Annotated in this window: 18 protein-coding genes and 1 riboswitch; of the genes, 2 read left to right on the plus strand and 16 right to left on the minus strand. The window is 40.6% G+C overall.

Features of this window, described 5'->3' with window-relative positions; translation table 11 throughout:
* Nucleotides 1-15: 15 nt before the first annotated feature.
* The 3 genes from AC25Y5_RS12270 to prsW all read right to left on the minus strand — a co-directional run bounded on the left by AC25Y5_RS12270 (nt 16) and on the right by prsW (nt 2,935).
* Nucleotides 16-1,290, minus strand: coding sequence for a PepSY1/2 domain-containing protein (locus AC25Y5_RS12270; protein WP_488140548.1), 1,275 nt, complete (start codon nt 1,288-1,290; stop codon nt 16-18).
* 93 nt (nt 1,291-1,383) lie between these two features.
* Entirely contained in the window at nt 1,384-2,175 is a 792-nt protein-coding gene (gene sleB / locus AC25Y5_RS12275) for a spore cortex-lytic enzyme (protein WP_488140549.1), read from the minus strand.
* Between the two features lie 76 nt (nt 2,176-2,251).
* Nucleotides 2,252-2,935 carry a glutamic-type intramembrane protease PrsW gene (gene prsW / locus AC25Y5_RS12280; RefSeq protein ID WP_482101896.1) on the minus strand — a complete coding sequence of 228 codons (684 nt, stop codon included), beginning with the start codon at nt 2,933-2,935 and terminating at the stop codon, nt 2,252-2,254.
* 60 nt (nt 2,936-2,995) lie between these two features.
* Between prsW and AC25Y5_RS12285 the strand changes: the two genes are divergently transcribed.
* Complete coding sequence (locus AC25Y5_RS12285) at nt 2,996-3,934, plus strand: asparaginase (RefSeq protein ID WP_488140550.1); 939 nt, start codon at nt 2,996-2,998, stop codon at nt 3,932-3,934.
* Nucleotides 3,935-3,996: 62 nt separating this feature from the next.
* On the opposite strand, the gene AC25Y5_RS12290 is transcribed toward AC25Y5_RS12285, so the two are convergent.
* The 5 genes from AC25Y5_RS12290 to AC25Y5_RS12310 form a co-directional block, all read right to left on the minus strand.
* The gene (locus AC25Y5_RS12290; RefSeq protein ID WP_488140551.1) at nt 3,997-4,968 is read right to left on the minus strand and encodes a YpdA family putative bacillithiol disulfide reductase; all 972 of its coding nucleotides are present in this window, start codon (nt 4,966-4,968) and stop codon (nt 3,997-3,999) included.
* Nucleotides 4,969-4,994: 26 nt separating this feature from the next.
* Nucleotides 4,995-5,771, minus strand: coding sequence for a metallophosphoesterase (locus AC25Y5_RS12295; protein WP_488140552.1), 777 nt, complete (start codon nt 5,769-5,771; stop codon nt 4,995-4,997).
* Between the two features lie 64 nt (nt 5,772-5,835).
* Nucleotides 5,836-6,534, minus strand: a complete 699-nt coding sequence (locus AC25Y5_RS12300; RefSeq protein WP_488140553.1) for a LysM peptidoglycan-binding domain-containing protein — start codon at nt 6,532-6,534, stop codon at nt 5,836-5,838.
* Between the two features lie 224 nt (nt 6,535-6,758).
* The gene (locus AC25Y5_RS12305; protein ID WP_488140554.1) at nt 6,759-8,195 is read right to left on the minus strand and encodes a RecQ family ATP-dependent DNA helicase; all 1,437 of its coding nucleotides are present in this window, start codon (nt 8,193-8,195) and stop codon (nt 6,759-6,761) included.
* The gene (locus AC25Y5_RS12310) at nt 8,195-9,235 is read right to left on the minus strand and encodes a YpbB family protein (protein ID WP_488140555.1); all 1,041 of its coding nucleotides are present in this window, start codon (nt 9,233-9,235) and stop codon (nt 8,195-8,197) included. Before AC25Y5_RS12310 ends, AC25Y5_RS12305 begins: the two co-directional genes overlap by 1 nt.
* A gap of 109 nt (nt 9,236-9,344) precedes the next feature.
* Here AC25Y5_RS12310 and AC25Y5_RS12315 point away from each other — a divergent pair, with 109 nt between their 5' ends.
* The gene (locus tag AC25Y5_RS12315; protein ID WP_340795973.1) at nt 9,345-9,596 is read left to right on the plus strand and encodes a ferredoxin; all 252 of its coding nucleotides are present in this window, start codon (nt 9,345-9,347) and stop codon (nt 9,594-9,596) included.
* A 246-nt stretch (nt 9,597-9,842) separates the two neighbouring features.
* Here the strand turns inward: AC25Y5_RS12315 and AC25Y5_RS12320 are convergent, their stop codons facing one another.
* The 8 genes from AC25Y5_RS12320 to resA form a co-directional block, all read right to left on the minus strand.
* Complete coding sequence (locus tag AC25Y5_RS12320) at nt 9,843-10,424, minus strand: ECF transporter S component (RefSeq protein WP_482101903.1); 582 nt, start codon at nt 10,422-10,424, stop codon at nt 9,843-9,845.
* Nucleotides 10,425-10,745: 321 nt separating this feature from the next.
* Nucleotides 10,746-10,876, minus strand: a riboswitch (FMN riboswitch).
* A gap of 76 nt (nt 10,877-10,952) precedes the next feature.
* A complete protein-coding gene (locus AC25Y5_RS12325) occupies nt 10,953-12,170 on the minus strand; it encodes a hypothetical protein (protein WP_488140556.1) in 1,218 nt (405 codons plus the stop codon).
* Nucleotides 12,148-12,699: an RNA polymerase sigma factor SigX gene (locus AC25Y5_RS12330; protein WP_488140557.1), complete on the minus strand. Its 552-nt coding sequence runs from the start codon at nt 12,697-12,699 to the stop codon at nt 12,148-12,150. The genes AC25Y5_RS12325 and AC25Y5_RS12330 overlap by 23 nt, the downstream gene beginning before the upstream one ends.
* 45 nt (nt 12,700-12,744) lie before the next feature.
* On the minus strand, nt 12,745-14,529 hold the full coding sequence (locus AC25Y5_RS12335) for an ATP-binding protein (RefSeq protein WP_488140558.1): 1,785 nt from the start codon (nt 14,527-14,529) through the stop codon (nt 12,745-12,747).
* On the minus strand, nt 14,522-15,241 hold the full coding sequence (locus AC25Y5_RS12340; protein ID WP_482104463.1) for a response regulator transcription factor: 720 nt from the start codon (nt 15,239-15,241) through the stop codon (nt 14,522-14,524). Before AC25Y5_RS12340 ends, AC25Y5_RS12335 begins: the two co-directional genes overlap by 8 nt.
* Nucleotides 15,242-15,489: 248 nt before the next feature.
* The gene (gene ccsB / locus AC25Y5_RS12345; protein WP_488140559.1) at nt 15,490-16,674 is read right to left on the minus strand and encodes a c-type cytochrome biogenesis protein CcsB; all 1,185 of its coding nucleotides are present in this window, start codon (nt 16,672-16,674) and stop codon (nt 15,490-15,492) included.
* Entirely contained in the window at nt 16,674-18,323 is a 1,650-nt protein-coding gene (resB, locus tag AC25Y5_RS12350; RefSeq protein WP_488140560.1) for a cytochrome c biogenesis protein ResB, read from the minus strand. Before resB ends, ccsB begins: the two co-directional genes overlap by 1 nt.
* Before the next feature lie 14 nt (nt 18,324-18,337).
* A complete protein-coding gene (resA, locus tag AC25Y5_RS12355) occupies nt 18,338-18,871 on the minus strand; it encodes a thiol-disulfide oxidoreductase ResA (protein ID WP_482101910.1) in 534 nt (177 codons plus the stop codon).
* Nucleotides 18,872-19,086 lie beyond the last annotated feature (215 nt).

Genomic DNA, 19,086 nt, shown 5'->3' on the forward strand with positions numbered 1-19,086 from the left:
AATCCAATGCCTATTTTACTGTAACCTTTCCGTTTTAATTACTTCGGCTGTTTCAGTGTCGACAATAACAGCATACGTACCTGTTTCACCATTTTCATCTAATGTGACAGTCATATAATGTGCAAGTCGCTGTTCCAACTGACTATTTTCAACATATGCATATTCTTCTTTGACAATCGTTACGTTGGTGTGGAAAAATGATTTCCAATCCTTTTTCGTTATCGGTTGCTTCGAAGTTTTCTCTTTACGTACATATTCAGAAGCATCCAATCCGACTATACCTGCATTATCTTTGGCGATTTTCAAATGAATGATATCTGAAAATAATTTTGCTCCATATTCAGGTTCTACTCGAACAAACACCATATGCCATGCTGTATTATTTTCCCTTGCCTCTTCATAAACAAGATCCTTATACCCCGCATCTTTTAAAAACGACTCAGCTTTCTTTTTCAAGTCTTCAAACGGAAGGCTTTCTTTTCCAAAAGGTCTTTCCGTTAATAATGATAAGACATGGCCACCTTTTTCTGTGATGTCGATGTAACCGACAGACTCATCTTCCGCGAAACGAATATGATAAAACGGATAGGGAGATCCTGGTTGGCTTTTTTCTACAACAATGGTTTCGTTTGATAGGTGTGGGAACAATTTTTTAAAGTTGGTAACAGCCTGTTCTTTTGTAACTTTCGGATCTTCTATTTCTTTAAGATCTTTCTTTTTCATCGAATCCGACTCACTTGCCGTGAGCGGGAAATCACTTTCTGTATACTGCTTTACAGCAGTGCCCATTCCCGTCCAATCATGTCCAGCACTTGCACTATCGAGTCTTTTATTCCATCCATCAACCGACAAATCGCCGCTCACCATGCCTGCAGTTGCAACTTGCCACTCATCCGACATGGAACTTAGATTCTTGGAGGCTAATTTCATTACTCGGTGATATTCAGCATTATCCTTTGAACGGTCAGTTTCCTTTGCAAAGTTGCCAAGTCGTCCAAGATAATTCATCCAGGATGTAGAAAAACTTGGATCCATCGGCAGAGAGGATACTGAGTTTTTTATATCAGATGATAAGCGCCAAATGTCCTCCCGTGCTTCAGATGAGCCTTCTGTCTCATTAAATAATAACGTTTTCTTCACCGCAATATCTAATTCTTCCAGCTTCTTCGACGCATCAGTCATCTTATTAGCATATTGGTTGCTTAAGGCTATGGATAGCTCTTTATTTTCAGTCGCTTTAGTATAAGAAAAAATTGAAAGTGCTGCTACAGAGTATATCAAAACAAACATCAGTTTTTTCATAAATCAGCAAATAACAGCAGGAGCCTTTTGTTATTCCCACTATATTTGCCCTATCCTCCTTTCGTGTTCAAATGTTAGTCCTTAATGGCAAAATACATGCAGCCCAATCTTCTTTATTTGTGGTCGCGACCAAATCCATTCACTTGTTGCTGTAATAGGGTTAAAGTAGTAAATCGAGTTTTCTGACGGATCCCAGCCATTAATCGCATCCAGGACCGCCTCTTTTGCTCGTTCGTTGGGAGTCAGCCATATTTGACCATCTGCAACAGCAGTAAAGGCCAGTGGTTGGAAAATTACGCCACCTACAGTATCCGGAAAGTCAGGATGCTCTATGCGGTTTAAAATGACTGCTGCAACTGCTACCTGGCCTTCATATGGCTCGCCCCTCGCTTCACCGTAAACCGCATTTGCTATCAGATTAAGATCTGCATCCGAATACTTTGCAGGTAATTGAACATTCTCTTTTTTGCCTGCACCTTTATCCACTTGAGATGCTAGTGGCTTACTTCCGTAATGAGTGAACTTATTTCCTTTATTCATATTATCTTTAACGAATTTCTCATCATAATTAGATGCATCCACTAATTTCTTTCTTGTCTGCAACCCTGCAATTCCGTCAACTGGAAGTCCATATTCCTCTTGAAAGTTACGTAAAGCCCAATAGGTTCCATAACCGAATTTCCCATCAATTGTCCCAGTGTAATAACCGATATACTGAAGTCTTGACTGCAGTTCGATAACGTCATCTCCGAAAGCTCCTCGCGCAACATTCTGCGTGCTGAATGCCTCAATTTGACCGGGAGATGCAGCATATGCACTTCCGAGGAGAAGGACGATTGTAATCATGCGGATAATCATTTTTTTCAAGTTCATTCCTCCTTTTAAATCAGTTTGTCCAAAATCATCATTATTATTAGCAAAACAAAAAAATGATTCAGCAATTGCTGAATCATTTTGTGTTCATTCGGGTTTTACGTCTGAATTGTTGCATTGCGAACGAATGTGCATATTTAACTCGTGTTAAGCCAAACCACCATAGAAATAACATAAAAGGAATAATCAGATACAGCCACAAATCATCTACGGCAAGGATGCCATTGTATATGAAGTGAAGACCATATGGAGCTAGTAATGCTAAAAATAAGTACTTATTAACGTGTGCTTCAACTGCAAACTTAGCACGTCCAAAATAATAACCCATGACAACACCGAAAAGGGCATGACTTGAAACTGGCAGTAAAGCACGGAGAAAAGCTGTATCAGTTCCAAATGTTAAGAGATAAATAATATTTTCAACTGTTGCAAAACCTAAGGATGCGCTGGCACCATAAAGGATTCCATCATAAGCATCTTCAAATTCTACATGACGATAAATCGCTAACAGAAGGATAAGCCATTTAAAAAACTCTTCAAGACCGCTGGTAAAGACTACATTTCGAAAGAAGTAGTTAGAAAAAATGTTTTCCTCTTCGAAAACATGTTGAATGAACAATATTGGGAAAGTCATGATAGCACCATATAAGAATGTGTGAAATAATGTCAGAGATGGTTCTTTTGCAATTTGTTTTCTTAAATAAAAATAACTGAAGAGCGCCAATCCCGGCGCAATCGCTACGGTAAGCAAAATGAACATAGGCTGGCCTCCATTTCCGCTTTATTATACCATCAATTCCCTTAAACAGGAGGAACTAAAATGCTGAAAAACATTCTACTCGTACATACAGGCGGCACAATTTCGATGGAACTAGATATCACAACGGGTGGCATTATGTTAAGTGCGACCAATCCACTAGCATTAGAAATATATAACATCCAACATTTCGCTACGATTACAGAAGTGGAAGCATTTAATTTACCTTCCCCTCACATTACACCCGTAGAGATGTTGGAGCTGCAAAAATTAATCTCTCGACATATTGAGGACAGTCACTTCGATGGCGTAGTCATTACCCATGGCACGGACACACTTGAAGAGACTGCGTATTTCCTAGAACTGTCAACGAATTTCAGCATCCCCATTGTATTAACAGGTGCCATGCGCTCTTCCAATGAAATCGGATCGGATGGCGTTTACAATCTGATGTCTGCTGTCAGGGTTGCAGCTTCAGACTACGCCATCGGAAAAGGTGTGCTCGTCGTCCTAAACGATGAAATCCATACAGCGACTAACGTGACAAAGACTCATAGTAGTAGCGTATCAACTTTCCAAAGTCCTCAATACGGTCCAATCGGTATCGTAACGAAGTCGGACATTCATTTTCATCATGCGCCACTTTCCCGAACGTATCTCCCAATAGTGAAAATCACTAAAAAGGTAGCAATGTTCAAAGTCTATGCGGGAATGGATTCAGACTTGCTAATATCAATCGCCTCACTCGGGTATGACGGCTTGGTTCTCGAGGGACTTGGACAGGGCAATGTTCCGTCTGATCTAATCACAGGAATCAGACAGCTCCTTTCTGACGGCCTTCCAATTATTCTAGTTTCCCGTTGCTTCAACGGAATTGCTCAAGACATTTATGCTTATGAAGGAGGAGGGAAAATGTTGAGTAAAATGGGTGTGCGTTTCGAACACGGACTTAGTGGTCAGAAAGCGCGTTTAAAACTATTGCTAGAACTATGTTCGCAGTAGTTTCCTAAGCAACGAAAAAGGCTACTCTTCACCTGGTCTAAACAGGTGAAGAGTAGCCTTTTTCATTTCTCGTTTTTCTTCATTTCGATTGCTCGCGCGATTATGTCACCATGAAACTTTCCATTTTCAATAAAAATTTCATTGGCATTATTTCCAGCTGCTATTACCCCCGCTACAAAGAGCCCTTCCACATTCGACTCCATCGTTTCTTCATCAAAAGTGGGACGTCCACTTTCTTTATCAATTTTAATACCTATTTTCTCCAAAAAAGCGTAGTTAGGATGATAGCCAATCATCGCAAAGACAAAATCATTATCGAATTCGAATGTCTCTCCCTTTTTTTCAAACACAACAGATGAGTTAGTGATTTTGAGTATATCCGCATTAAAATGCATATCAATGTCACCACTGCGGACAAGACTGTCAAATCCCGGTAAAATCCATGGTTTGATACTCGGTGAATAGTCAGAACCCCGATAAATTACGGTAACCTGTGCGCCGGCACGTTCCAATTCTAGCGCTGCGTCAATGGATGAGTTCTTACCTCCAATGACAACAACCTTCTTTCCGAAGTAAGGGTGTGCTTCTTTAAAATAATGGAAAACGTTCGGAAGTTCCTCCCCCTCAATTCCCAATCGATTTGGATTGTCATAATAGCCAGTCGCAACAACAACGTTTGCAGCTAGGTATTCGTTTTTGTCTGTTAAAACGCGAAAGTCTTGACCTACCTTAGTGACGTCTTCCACTTTTTCGTAATTATTGATGGGTATTTTTTTAAATTCAGCTACTTTACGATAATAGACAAGCGCATCATTTCGCTTTGGTCTATCTATTGCAGTGATAAACGGAATATCCCCAATGGATAATTTAATACTGGTACTGAAAAAGGTTTGATGCGTTGGATAATGATAAATCGAGTTCACAATAGTACCCTTTTCAATAACAAGTACGTCATGACCTTTATTTTGCAATTCAATTGCCGCTGAAAGACCACATGGTCCTCCCCCTATCACAATTACATCTTTTAGTATCATTTTAACTTTCGCTCCTTTAGGACGGTTCAAGTGTATCTGATTGCAATAATATGACATTCTGGCTCTGCCCCTAGACGCAACGGTATCTTAGAAGTGCCATATCCATTGCTGATAAGCTTTGCCCGACCATTCTTGATGCGGAAGGATCCTTTGTCTTCCAGACCGTATTTACCGATTCTAATTTGACCTCCGTGTGTATGTCCAGCCAGCAATATACGAGGTTGATAAAGCTGTTCCACTTTCCTAAAAAGTGAAGGCGTATGTGTAACAAATATAACATTTTCATACTGTTCGATGGATTGAAGAGAAGAATCAATATCGACATTCCCGCTAGATGGATCATCTGTTCCACCAATCCCCCACTTTGAATGACCAGGAATTGCTACATTTTCATTATCAAGGATTTTCCCTCCGTAGCGGCTAATCATATCCCTAATTTGCTTTTCTCCTGCCTCACGGTCATTGTTCCCCCAGATAAAAAACAACGGACCTAAACTGGCTAACTGACGGATATTCTTCTCGACACGCGCTAATGGGATACCTTTTTCGGCAAGATCCCCGCCGATGATAACCACATCAATTGTATTTTCGAATTGAATTTCAGCTAGTAGCTTATCATCGATTTTACGCCTATGAATATCAGAAATGAAAAATACCGATAGCCTTTTGTCGAGTAAACTTTGACTTTCTATGTTCATGCTATGGTGAACAACGTTCCTTCTTCTGGCGCTCATAAACATGAATGTGATGAAGCCGACTATAGTTAATACTAATAACTTAATTGTTTTATTGACCGTAATCATGCCCCACCTTTCATAGGAAAAAGGCAAAGCAAGTACACTTTGCCTTCTTCCAGAATGTTATTTATCAAGGAATAACGAGCGTCTGGCCCACACTAATTTCATTTGAAGACAAGCCATTCGCATTTCTAATTTTATCTACACCTGTTCCATTGCCATAATATTTCAGTGAAATACGATAGAGATTCTCATTACTGCCCACTTTATGCGTTTTAGCAGTTGGTTTTGGTTCAGGTTTCTTCTCTGGCTTTGGTTCAGGTTTTTTTTCTGGTTTTGGTTCAGGTTTCTTTTCTGGCTTAGGTTCAGGTTTCACTACCGGTTTCTTCTCAGGTATTGGATCGGCTTTGACTACTGGCTTTTCCGCTCCACTCACCGGTTTACTAGTACTATCCCCATCATCTTTGCTATCTGTTTTACTCTCATCATCCTCGGCCTCAATTGCAATATCCTTATCGGTGGCATCATTTTTTTTATCGGCCGCTTCCTTACTAGTTTCAAAGCGTATACCCGTTTCGCCACCTTTTGCAGATGTCATATCACCAGGGGAATAAAAATCAGAAATGAAATAAACTAAAATGAGTACTGGAATCAGCGTAAATAGTCCAAGAACTATGTTAATCATCAAATGGCCGGATTTCTTTTTTGGCTTCCGACCTTTCCTGTGTAATTCCGTACGCGATGGAAGGTCTCCAACTTCTGAACCTTCGTCTAAACTGATTTCTTTCCTGTGCTCTTCGAATTCAGTCTTGTAATCATCTTTTTTCATCGCCACATTCTCCTATCGCATCGTACTATTCTTCTATTATGACGAGTTTTGTCGTAAAAATCAAATACACATTGGTGAAATCACTACTGCCGCTACGCTTTCATCTTGGAAAAGATGTCCAGATTTTGAATTGAGCTTGTGCCTGCAGGACGCGACGAATTTAGGACACCTTTTGACTAGCTGAAGGCTCATACTAAGTGAACTTTTTTTGAGAAACCAAGCTATTATCCAAGAAGTACAGCTAGTCTTTGATCCCAATCCATCGTTCGTTTATCGAATGGAATCGACTTTTGTCCAACAGTCCCTATAAATTCTGCAGTTCTGCAAACTGAACAACAATATTGAGGTTTCACTTCACAGTTCTCACCAAAAAAACGTAAAATTTCGTGTCGAATGCATTGATCTGAGTGGATTAGTCGAAGCATCGTCTGTAGCTGTGCCTCTTTTTCCCTTATTAACTCATTCATCCGAATAATAACGTCTTCGATTGACATACGTTCAATATAGTAATCCATGACACGTTTTCCTGTTTCGCTGATTCGCGCTAATTCTGCAGCCTCATTAGGTGAAACATTGTTCACTAGAAGCTGTTGATAATGCCGAATTTCAGTTTCTTGTGGTATATCATCTTGAACAATAAACCGTGTTCTCGATTCGTCTTCTGGAGAAAAAAGCAATGTTGCAGCAGATTGTTTACCGTCCCGGCCTGCCCTTCCAACTTCTTGAATATAACTTGCAATGGCCTGGGGCACATGTTCATGGATTACTTGGCGGATATCATTCTTATGTATACCCATCCCAAAAGCATTTGTAGCGCAAATCCAACTAATTTCACCAATAATGAACTGCTCTTGGATAAATGCACGATCTTCTTGTTCTTTACCAGCGTGGTAAGATGCGACTGATACACCGTCCGTCTGGAGGATTGCTGAAAGTTCATCCGCACGTTTTCTTGAAGCAACGTATATAATTCCAGGACCCTGTGTTTCAATTATACGACTTCTTATCCAATCCGTTTTCATCATCCCGTTGTCAACTTTAATAATCGAATATGAAATATTCGGACGGTCAAGTGATTGCTGATGGATGATTGGTGTCCGTAACTGTAAATAATGGCAAATATCAGCTTTTACCTTATCATCCGCTGTAGCCGTTAAAGCCAAAATACCCGGACGCGCCACACCGTCGAACAATTCCCCAATCCGTAAGTAATCTGGCCGAAAATCAAATCCCCATTGCGATATACAATGCGCCTCATCCACTACGAATAACGACACATTCAAAGTGCGGAGTAGTGCAGTCACTTTTTTCTGCAACAGCATTTCAGGTGAAATAAAAATAAATTTATAATGCTGCAACTCATTCATTATTCGTGTCTTTTCAGAATAAGTGTGGAATGAATTCAAAGCAACCACTCGTTTTTCTCCATTTCTTTTCATGATGGCCACTTGGTCTTCCATTAAAGCAACCAAGGGTGAAACGATTAAGACTACTCCTTCAAAGACATATGCTGGTAGTTGGTAGCAAAGGGATTTCCCAATGCCTGTAGGCAAAATGGCAACCGTGTCTTTACCTGCAATTACATCGCGAATCACTTCCTCTTGACCCGTCCTGAATTGGTCAAAACCAAATTTCTCTTTCAAAATTTTGTGAATCTCCACTAGCATTCCACTCCAGTCCGAGCACCTAGAATTAGTCGTAGTTGAAAATAGGACAAGTGCTCGAATTCCGATTTCAGCACTCGAAGTCTTCGTGTTCCAAATTCACTAACTTTCGCAATGACTGCCACTACATCTTCCTCTGAAACAAAATCAGTTAGAGGGAATTCTAAGTCATTAATAGACATTTCGACGAAGTGATCTTCAATCGTACTTGTTTTCAATTTACGTACATTGACTATGTCTTCAATCGATAGTCCACGGATAAAAAGCTGTTTCGTTTTTACTGACGAATCAGTCAAGTATGTCGAAACCTTGACATTTTCAGCTAATTTTCGCAACAAAGGCAAATCGGATGAATTCAAGATTACAGTTAGTAACATATGTAATGCTTCTATAAAAAGTAGACGGATGTCAAATGGATTTTGTTTCAAAGTATCCGATAATTGATCCCAAGTCCATCCGCTCATTTTAAAACCGCTCAATCGATAGGTGATAACTTGCTTTTGAATGTCGTTTATTCCGCTTCGTGTAAAGCAAACGCGAAGCTCTTCGCTAAGCAAGCGAGAAAACGCAGGATCGCCAATAGGCAAAGTATGTAAGAAAGATTTTACAAAGTGCTGGATATCGCGGTCTTTTTGAACTGGCATGAAAGACTTTTCACCTGCCTTAAAATTAGAGACCGTTTGAACTGTAAGCGATAACCTTCCAAAAAAAATCATTTCACGACCTCTATAGTCCCAACCGTTAAATTGGTAAGATTGAATTTTTGCAACTTTGGCATTTCCCTGTTCAGTCAACTTGACGTATGAATCATTCATGGTTAAAATAAGTTCTTGATCCGCCAATTGATGAGCAACTAAATTATACTCTTCTAACGACAATTTTGGTAAAATGCCAAAGAATTCTTTTAAGCCGTAATATTCGACATCCTGCAAAGTCTGACCCGATTTTTTGCCGCGTAATAGGTGAAAACCCGCATAGATTTTGCGTTCCCCATCTATTCTACTTATGATGGTTAATAGTATTGAAAATAGATTCATTTTGAATTCCTCCGATAAACAAACGTTTTTTGTTGAAAACTCTTGTCAACATCATTAGAATGGATTATGAAGTAAATTTTTTGTACGGAGAAAAGAGGAGAAAAAGACTATGCCTAAATATACAATCGTCGACCAAGATACATGCATCGCATGTGGGGCGTGTGGAGCAGCTGCTCCAGATATATACGATTATGATGACGAGGGGATTGCTTACGTTATCCTCGATGATAACACGGGTACAGCGGAAGTTCCAGAAGAACTAATGGAAGATTTGGAAGATGCTTTCGATGGCTGTCCAACCGATTCAATCAAGACTGCCGATGCACCATTTGATGGCGATGCGTTAAAATACGAAGATTAATTTCAAATTAGTAGTCGACATACACCAACCAGTATTACTAGCTCTGCGCCTCTCAGTTGACGTCGGAAATACCATACCGACCCAACTACACTAGATTACTCCACAAGCATGTCCTATGCAGTGTTGAACGCGCTGAACTCACCTTCAGGTCACTAAATTAATTAATACATAGAAAAGCCGTACCGGTAAAACTTCCCGGTACGGCTTTTCTCTATATATAGTAGTTTGACTCGTGACATTTGTAATTTAAGAAGCTAATTGTGACCGCTGTTGAGCAATCCATTTTTGCATACTATTGAAAAGTAGCAATGTAATAACCATTAGAATAACACCTTTGACAAGGTTAAATGGTAAGATTCCCAATACAATCATTGAGTACAATGCATCACCTGACATAGCCGGCATATTAAGGAAGTAACCGTACATTGGCAAGAACAATACATAGTTCAGGACGCTCATGCCGACTGCCATCGCAACTGTTCCAGCAATCAGACCGACCGTAAGGCCTTTAGCCGTCCGGAATTTATTGAAGATGAAATAGATAGGTAGTATAAAGAGTACTCCCGTTACAAAGTTTGCAAGTTCTCCTACAGGTACTCCAGTCGGGCTCCCTGACATGAACCAGTGCATAATATTTTTAAGCAATTCAACCGATATTCCAGCTACAGGTCCCATAGTCATGATTGCCAGAACGGCAGGAATCTCACTGAAATCAATTTTCAGGAATGCCGGTAATGCAGGTAACGGGAAGTTAAACTGCATCAAAACAGTTGAAATACTCCCTAGTATCGCGATCAAAATCATCTTACGTAATTTCTTGTTTGTCATTTGTTCCTCTCTCCTTTTGCGATTCACTTCAAAAGAGGAAAGGCCGTTCCATCCTATATATGTCGACAAAAAATCCCTAAAGCAAATAGGCTTTAAGGAGTTAAAAGGTACGTTTCGCTTCCGATACATGTCGCAATACGTCATCAGCTTCGCTCGTTCACATCAATATGTGTCTAACTTTAGGACACTCTGGTGTTCACTTACTTGCATCTATTGCTGCATTCATCTCGAAATCTTCACAAGTTAAAAGGAGAAAATATCCTATTTACCCATGATTAAACTAGCACCCTTTTTGTGGACAACACAAAAAGATGGCCGCACCTTCACCTTCTCCCATCCAGACTATACTGTCGGCTCCGGAATCACACCGGTATCAGCTGTTAAGCTCGCGGGCTTGGAAAAAAAGTTCCTTTACCGCCGGTCGGGAATTACACCCTGCCCCGAAGATGAATCAATATTATGTTACATTTCTATTGTATATATAAAAGAGTGCTTTGTAAACAGTTCAGTTTACAAAGCACTCTTTTTTCATTTCAAAATGAAAGGTAGCGGATTAGACCCAATCGGAACCGGTAAAGGTTGACTGAAGTTAAAACCGTTCCAATCTTCTTGAACTACATTTTCAAATTGAAGCTGTTCACCAAAGCTAGCGGCCGTTAACAGCATACCTTCAATCATCAACATTCCTTTTATTGGCTCAATCCCTTCCAAGTCCAGGGGTTTTGTGAATGTTACAACAGTCACTTCAGTTCCTTGATTTACTTCAAATTCGATAGCAGCTGGAATGACTGCCTGGAAAACATCATTTGGCTTTATTCTCATCTGTTGCAGCGCCTTTACGATAGATGGCTGCGGTTGCGAAAAGTTGGATGAAAGAAACTGCTGTCCATCTTCTTGCTCAAATAAGTAGTAATTAATGTGATTGATACCACTCTTTAACACCATTGGCGTACTGGGCTGCCCGACTTCGGAGAACACGACTGCCGATTCATCTTCGTGCTGAAATTGCATTTCTTTAAAACCGTAAAACGTATCCTGCAATGTATTGAAATACACTTCCATCGAAGCAGACGCCAAGTCATAGCCATGCCCCTTCGGAAGCCGGTGGATAAGGTCTAAATCATCCCGAATAAAAACACCTTCATAAGGATGATATGCAGTAAATCCGAGCGCTTCCTCGTCGATACGCACCGCATATTTTGTGTATAAATCATAACTTGTCGGATTCAAAGTCCCAAAATCCGCTTCGATTTGACTGTTTGGAATAACGAAAGAAACAGGAATGCTTGATGCCTGATCACCTACAAGTCCTATGTGGAATAATGTAGCATCTTCAAGATCTTCGGGATAGACAGCAAAATGATGCGTACCACTCTCCATTTCTGCCATCAAGGTAGAAGACTTTTCCATCTTTTCTTCAACGGTAGCCATGTTAGCCGATTCATCTCCTGCTGTAGAAGTGTCAAAGTCATCACTCTTCATCACAGCCGAGTCTGCACTTTCAGACTTCATTGCGCTGTCATCTCCCCGCAACATCGATGGGATTAGAAGCCCTACAACTAGCAGAGCGGCGATAGCTACCAATGCCGGCATCCACCTTAACGATCGCTTGCGACGGTGGTCACTCAGCCTTTCGTCCTGCTTAAGCCGTTCAAGAATTTTCGAATTTGAACGGTTATCCTCTATATCAGGCAAATCTCCGAGGAGATTTTCAATCTTGTTGCTATTCCATTTTTTGTGGGTCATCAAGTTCCCTCCCTTCTGTCGGAAGAGCATTCAATTTCTTTTGTAAAGCTTTGATTGCCCTGTGTTGAGTGGTCTTTACTTTGCCTTCTGTCCAGCCAAGGATTTCAGCTGATTCAGCAATTGAAAGGTCTTGGAAATAACGCATAATGATAACCATTTTCTGATCACCTGTACACGTATTAAGTGCGTTTAACAGCTCTTGCATTTCTTCACTGAGTGTAACGATTTCCTCCTGAAGGATTCCAGTCGAAACGAGTTCACTTTTTTCCCAGTCGAATTTATCAAAGAGATGTTTTTTTCGCACTGTGTTTTTCCTGAAATAATCTATTGCGACATTTTTGGCAATTGAAAAGAGCCATGTCTTTTCGGAACTTTTCCCCTCAAAACCGACGTACGCCCGCAGCACCCTTACATATACTTCATGCATAAGGTCTTCAGCTTGATCACGGTCTCTTGTCAAATAGATAAGAAACTTGAACACATCCTGATGATACTGCTCGTATAGTCGGTGAAAAACGGAGTCGTCCATAAAATTCCCCCGCTCTATTAATTAGTCGTTCTTCAAGCTATTTAGTTACATATTTTTTAAAAGCAATGTACAACAGAAAATCGTACCTTCAACGTCGCCCCTTGTTGCAGTAATTCTGCCGCCGTGGGAGTCTATTATACTTTTCGCGATAGCAAGTCCTAGACCCGTACCGCCTTTCCCCCTTGTTCTCGCTTTATCCGCTTTATAAAATCGTTCGAAGATGTACGGAAGATCCTCTACTGGAATCCCAACGCCTGTATCGGTGACTTTTATTTCAATCTTATCTACAAGCTTTTCAATACTAATCTTGACACTACCTCCATCAGGCGTATGGCGTATGGCATTGTCGATTAAATTAGTAAATACTTGCTCCAACCGATCTTCATCAACGTTTATAATTAATTCTTGGGCTTCCGGAAATTTGAAAGACAGTTCAACATTCGCTTCGCGCGCCACTTGCATAAACTTAAATACAATTCTGTCCAGGAAAGGGATTATTGACAAATCTTCTTTGTAAAGCCGCATATGACCGGACTCCATCCTAGCGAGATCCAAAAGATCCGTCACAAGACGTCCCATTCTTTTCGACTCATCGTGAATGATTTGCACCATCTCGTCGCGTTCCTCATCACTGTTGGTCACGCCATCTATAATCGCTTCACTGTACCCCTGAAGCATGGAAATGGGCGTTCGAAGTTCATGGGAAACGTTTGCGATGAAATCTGAACGGAGCTTTTCAAGTTTATGCTGATCCGTCATATCTCTTAAGACTGCAACAGCCCCACGAATACTATTTCCGCTGTAAAGCGGGCTTATGGAAATACCATAGAACTGCCCACTCAGTTCCAATTCATCCTCCACTTCCTCCGCAAATGTAATAACATGTTCAAGCATATGAAAAATCGCTGGCGGTATATGGCGATTTCCTTCTAGTTGTTCATTTTTAATATACCAATTTTGCAATAGTCTTTCTGCTTGAGGATTACTTAAAAGAATCGTGTAATCACGATTGAATGTAATGACAGCATCCGTCATCGAAGTCAGAATGCTTGAAAGTTGTTCCTTATCCTGATTAATTAGTTCTACATGATATTTAAGTTGTCTACCCATCTGATTAAATGCCGTAGCGAGTTGACCAATTTCATCATTTTGATTTACAGGCAAACGAGTGTCGAAGTTACCTTTTGACAATTCAAAAGCAGCTTGCCTAAAACTCCTTAAAGGTAGAGTAATTCGAGTGGACAGGAAGAATGCAAAAAATGTCGTTAAAATAAATGCTATAAATGCTGATAAAAATACAATATGCGTAGTTCTTTTCGTAGTTCTGTGGACAGCTTCAAGACTTTGGTAAATGACAACCGTACCAGTTACTTCATTTTCTATTTCAAGCGGGTAAGATAAAACTAGATATTGCTCCATGACATCTTCTTCAATATTAGAAGGTAGAATCATTTCCTTCACGACTGGCTTATCCAGTTTTTGATTGAATTGGAATAGAGATTCATTCAGGATTTTTTCCTCTATCTTTTCCTGGTTTAATCCCTTATGAAACGAATCGGTAACTTCTCGTTCGGAACCCACAACCATTGCATTTGTTTCTTCGTCAAGAATGTCATGAATAATTACTTGCATCGAAGGTCCACCTTCATGATCTTCGACGATTTTCCCGATTGTCGTTACTACCCTTCGCAAGGTGTCCTCGGCTTGTTGCGTATGAAAATTATCAAGGAATTCTAGTAACAGTACTGTTACGATAAAAAGGACAAAGGAAACGAGAAGCAATATGGTTGCCCATAGCTTCCCGACAATTGAATTCCATATCCTATTCATTAGGAATCTCGAACTTGTAGCCGACTCCCCACACAGTGACAATCATTTTTGCCGCATGTTCAGAGACGCGACTGAGCTTTTCCCGAAGTCGCTTAACATGCGTATCGACAGTACGAAGGTCGCCAAAGAATTCATAATGCCATACTTCTTTTAACAATTGCTCTCTATCGAAAACTTTGTCCGGCGACTTCGCAAGGAAATACAGAAGTTCATATTCTTTAGGCGTCAGCGCCACTTCTTTACCATCTGCTGTAACACGGTGTGCATCGTGATCGATTGTCAATTGTGGAAAAACGACTAAATCTTTCGATGTAGATGCTGATGCGGATCCCGGAAATGTAACTGATCTTCTTAAAATCGCCTTAACGCGCAGTACAACTTCACGCGGACTGAACGGTTTCACTATGTAATCATCCGCACCCGCTTCAAAACCGGTTACTCTGTCAGACTCCTCGCCTTTTGCTGTCAGCATTATAACAGGCGTCATTATTTTCTTTTCTCTCAATTCTTCCAGCACTTCAAGGCCATCTTTTTCAGGCATCATCAAGTCAAGTAAAATACAGTCATAATTATTAATGAGAGCCTTTTCAAGCGCTTGGGCTCCATCAACCGCTTCGTCAATTTCATATCCTTCTCGCGTAAGATACATATTTAACAAACGGCGGATTCTCTCCTCGTCATCTACTACTAACAGTTTCAACTTTTCGTCCATAGATGTATACCCCTTTCAACTTGCTTCTTAGTCCATTGTACAAGTCGCCATGTAAAAAAGAAACAGAAAAGCGGCGGTGGCTTGCTTTCACCCCGTTTCAATATGACGGATCGGTGAAGTAGTGTGCTTTTTTATGTATCGTTCAGCTGTTGTTATGTAAACAATAAAAAACTTCACGGAAGCAGTTACCCAACTACTTCCATGAAGTTCTCGATTACTATTCAATTGTTAAGTTTCCTTACCTAGTCTTAAGCATAAGAGTGTAACCCAGCAATGATTAAGTTAACAGCAATTAGATTAAACATAATAATAATGAAACCGATAACTGCTAGCCATGCTGATTTCTTGCCGTCCCACCCGCGCGAAAAACGTAAGTGAAGGAATGCGGCATAGAATAACCATGTTATCAGAGCCCATACTTCTTTTGGATCCCAACCCCAGAACCTAGACCAAGCCTCGTGAGCCCAAATCATAGCGAAGATGAGTGCACCAAGTGTGAAGATAGGGAAACCAATCAAAACAGAACGATATCCAATTTCGTCCATCATTTGCGAATTCGCTTTTTTAGCGAAAGGCTGCAACAATGCCGCAAGTGGACGTCGGAAGATGAGTCTCAGTATCAAGTACAGAACGATTCCGCTCGCGACTGACCAGACGAATGTCGTAAACGTCTTCGCATTAATGATTGGCGGCATTTCGGCCCATGGCGTCATTACACCTGGTGTAAGCGATTCATAACCAGCCATTCCGAAAAGTGGTGGATAATTGTACTCAATTTTAGCAGGTTGTTCATTTTTATCAATGTATGTGAACTCCGCTTCATAGCCTGCTATTTTAAACGATGTCGAAGACAATACGAACCCAATTACTAATATAAGTGTGAAGATAACCGCCTCTAGCCAGAAACGCTGTTTCGACTTTTTCGTCAAATCAATATTCTTCAATAAGTAGATAAGTCCTGCAACAGCACTAATCGCAAGAATCGATTCACCAAGTGCAGCCGTAATTACATGAACCCACAACCAATAACTTTTCAGTGCCGGAATAAGTGGTGTAATTTCCCTCGGGAACATACTTGCATACCCGATGATAATAATCGCGATTGGCAGTGCGAACAAGCCGAGTGATGGCGTTCTATAAATGTAATACAGAAGAATAAATGCCCCTACGAGCATCATTCCAAACGCTGTTGTAAATTCGAACATATTGCTTACTGGGGCATGTCCTGATGCTATCCAGCGAGTAATGAAATAGCCGACATGGGTAATGAATCCGATAACCGTAATCGTAATCGCAATTTTTCCCCATCTGCTGTTATTATTAGAGGTTTCCGATTTAGCACCTTTTACCGCACCGCCGAAAAAGAGCGTTGCGACAAGATAGGCGATAAATGAAACTAAAAGTAGATTAGCACTTAACGCTGCAAGTCCCATTATATTTTGTCCACTTCCTTATCTTCCAAGGTAGATTCTTTGTCTTGTCTGTCTTCATAATTTGGTAATTCTGCAACGTCTTTCACTTGATCGAGGTCTTTCTTCAAGGAAAACCAGTTTTTATTTGTATGACCGGCAACTAACATCCCGCCGTCAGTCCCTTTTTGAATCCAAATTCTTCTATGGTGCCAATAAGATCCTTGCGAGACACCAATCATGAAGATAATCCCCCCTACAAGAAGGAGATATAACGTTTTATCCTTGCGTACTGTAAGTCCCGAGATATCTCGGGTTTCTGCACTAACGAAATTCACTTTATAATCATTGACTTCCGTTTCGAGTGTTTGTTTGATCGCAACAAAGCTCATTTCACCGTCAGGCTTATCCGGAGTCACCATTTTAAAGATGAATGCAGGATTGTTCGGTATCGGAGATTTCGATATTGGTTCTCCGTTCTCAACCCCATCATAGTCAGGATAATAATCACTCAGTACAACGCTTGCGCCATTCTCAAGCTCGTAATCACGTTCCGGATTGTTAAGGTCGACCGTGAATTCCCCGAATGATGAACCCGTCGCTTTTTCAGTTAAATTGAACGTCATTGATTTTAATTCATCTAGACGAAAATCCATTTGAAACACGTTATAGCCATCAAATTTTAATGGTTTATTGACAATAATTGAGTAGTCCTTCACGAACTCTGTCTCATTGGAACCGGGAAGACTACCTTCCTTTTTTTGATACAAAGCGACATCAGTCTGATAGTTTTTCGCAATCATGCCGACACGTTCGAGCGCATCACCGAACACTTCGTCAGCTTCCTCTTTTGTATAGTTTTCTATGATGAATTCTTTACTTTCCAAAAAGTAACCTTCTGCCCCCGGAATAGAGCGTGTTTCTCCTTCGCGGATCCACATCGTTTCATCTACATAAAACCCAGGTATACCACGCAGTAGAATACCGAATAAGAAAATGATAAGTCCCAAGTGATTGACGTACGGACCCCATCTTGAAAAACGGTTTTTCTCTGCAAGTATTGCTCCGTCTTCCGTCTTCACGTTGTAACGAAGTTCCTTCAGTTTCTCCTCCGCTTTTAGTAGTGCGGCATCTGGATCTTCCGAAGGTCCTTCGCCATAGAGACGTTGTTTTTTCATGAAGGAAGGATGGCGTTTCGTACGTTGCTTTTTCAATGATTTATAAAGCGGAATAACCCGATCGACACTAGCGATGATGATGGATGCTCCAAGCATCCCGACTAGTGTGATGAACCACCAGCTATTGTACATATCATGAAACCCTAGTTTGTAATAAATGGTTCCAGCAAATCCGTAAAGTCTTTCATAGTAAGCAGCTAATTCCACTTCTGTGGATGCAGGTACATATAATTTTTGTGGGAATATCGTCCCGATTGCAGCTGTCGCGAGAACGGCAACAATAATACTGATGCCAATTTTCACACTTGAAAAGAAATTCCATACTTTATCAACTATTGAACGTTTATATGTCTGCGATCTTCTTGCCGAACCTTCGTAGCGCATGTCAACAAGTTTACTTTCTTTCGCTTCTTCTGTTTGCGGTCTACCACATCGCTCACAAAGCACTGTGCCAAATGGATTGTCATGACCGCACTGGCATTTGATTTTGCTCATTCTGGATTTACTCCTTAAGAGGGTTGAATGCTTTCCATGAGTGTAATGATCTCATCTTCAGACATTTCCCTTGTTATGATTTGTTCAATTTCGCCGTCTTTATTGATAAGAAAGGTCGTAGGAAGCGGCACTATATTATAGGCTTCCTTAACACTCTTATCCTTATCGATTGTGATTGGAAAAGTCAGGCCATACTGGTCTCTAAACGTTTCAACCTTCAAATCAGATTCGGCGATATTGACTGCAAGAATATTGACGCCTTTTTCTTCAAATGCTATATGTTGATTTTCCATATATGGCATTTCCTTTTTACAAGGACCACACCAAGTTCCCCAGAAGTTCAGGAAAACGCCCTCGCCTTTATAATCAGATAACTGATGCGTGTTGCCTTCCAAATCGACAAGCTCGAAATCGGGGGCTTTATCTCCAACCGCTAATACTTTCACTTTATCTTTCGAAGCGATGGTATAGACAACTGCTGATACGAGAAGCAACAGCACAAACGTCCTAATAATTAGACGAGATTTCTTTTTACCCGCCTTAGCCATATGCACTACCTCCTAACAATAATTAAGCTCTGCCTTAAATTATAACAAATAGACCTTTGCAGTAACTTGCTATAATTGAAGGGTTTGTGAACAATTGCCTCACGGGTAGGAAAGTACTTCAATTCCTTCCCTATTTGTCCAGGGCAAGGCGTCAATCACATTTTTTTAGATAAGTTTTGGTAGGCAACCAAATTTCGCATGGCGCAAATGATTCG

The organism is Sporosarcina sp. Y1011, assembly GCF_057669885.1.

Bases quoted from the DNA above. Each gene is read 5' to 3' on its own strand.
- AC25Y5_RS12290 (WP_488140551.1), bottom strand. From the start codon at position 4,968: ATGATACTAAAAGATGTAATTGTGATAGGGGGAGGACCATGTGGTCTT.
- resA (WP_482101910.1), bottom strand. From the start codon at position 18,871: ATGGCTAAGGCGGGTAAAAAGAAATCTCGTCTAATTATTAGGACGTTT.
- sleB (WP_488140549.1), bottom strand. From the start codon at position 2,175: ATGAACTTGAAAAAAATGATTATCCGCATGATTACAATCGTCCTTCTC.
- AC25Y5_RS12295 (WP_488140552.1), bottom strand. From the start codon at position 5,771: ATGATTACGGTCAATAAAACAATTAAGTTATTAGTATTAACTATAGTC.
- AC25Y5_RS12315 (WP_340795973.1), top strand. From the start codon at position 9,345: ATGCCTAAATATACAATCGTCGACCAAGATACATGCATCGCATGTGGG.
- AC25Y5_RS12335 (WP_488140558.1), bottom strand. From the start codon at position 14,529: ATGAATAGGATATGGAATTCAATTGTCGGGAAGCTATGGGCAACCATA.
- prsW (WP_482101896.1), bottom strand. From the start codon at position 2,935: ATGTTCATTTTGCTTACCGTAGCGATTGCGCCGGGATTGGCGCTCTTC.
- resB (WP_488140560.1), bottom strand. From the start codon at position 18,323: ATGAGCAAAATCAAATGCCAGTGCGGTCATGACAATCCATTTGGCACA.
- AC25Y5_RS12310 (WP_488140555.1), bottom strand. From the start codon at position 9,235: ATGAATCTATTTTCAATACTATTAACCATCATAAGTAGAATAGATGGG.
- AC25Y5_RS12270 (WP_488140548.1), bottom strand. From the start codon at position 1,290: ATGTTTGTTTTGATATACTCTGTAGCAGCACTTTCAATTTTTTCTTAT.
- AC25Y5_RS12325 (WP_488140556.1), bottom strand. From the start codon at position 12,170: ATGACCCACAAAAAATGGAATAGCAACAAGATTGAAAATCTCCTCGGA.
- ccsB (WP_488140559.1), bottom strand. From the start codon at position 16,674: ATGGGACTTGCAGCGTTAAGTGCTAATCTACTTTTAGTTTCATTTATC.
- AC25Y5_RS12330 (WP_488140557.1), bottom strand. From the start codon at position 12,699: ATGGACGACTCCGTTTTTCACCGACTATACGAGCAGTATCATCAGGAT.
- AC25Y5_RS12320 (WP_482101903.1), bottom strand. From the start codon at position 10,424: ATGACAAACAAGAAATTACGTAAGATGATTTTGATCGCGATACTAGGG.
- AC25Y5_RS12340 (WP_482104463.1), bottom strand. From the start codon at position 15,241: ATGGACGAAAAGTTGAAACTGTTAGTAGTAGATGACGAGGAGAGAATC.
- AC25Y5_RS12285 (WP_488140550.1), top strand. From the start codon at position 2,996: ATGCTGAAAAACATTCTACTCGTACATACAGGCGGCACAATTTCGATG.
- AC25Y5_RS12300 (WP_488140553.1), bottom strand. From the start codon at position 6,534: ATGAAAAAAGATGATTACAAGACTGAATTCGAAGAGCACAGGAAAGAA.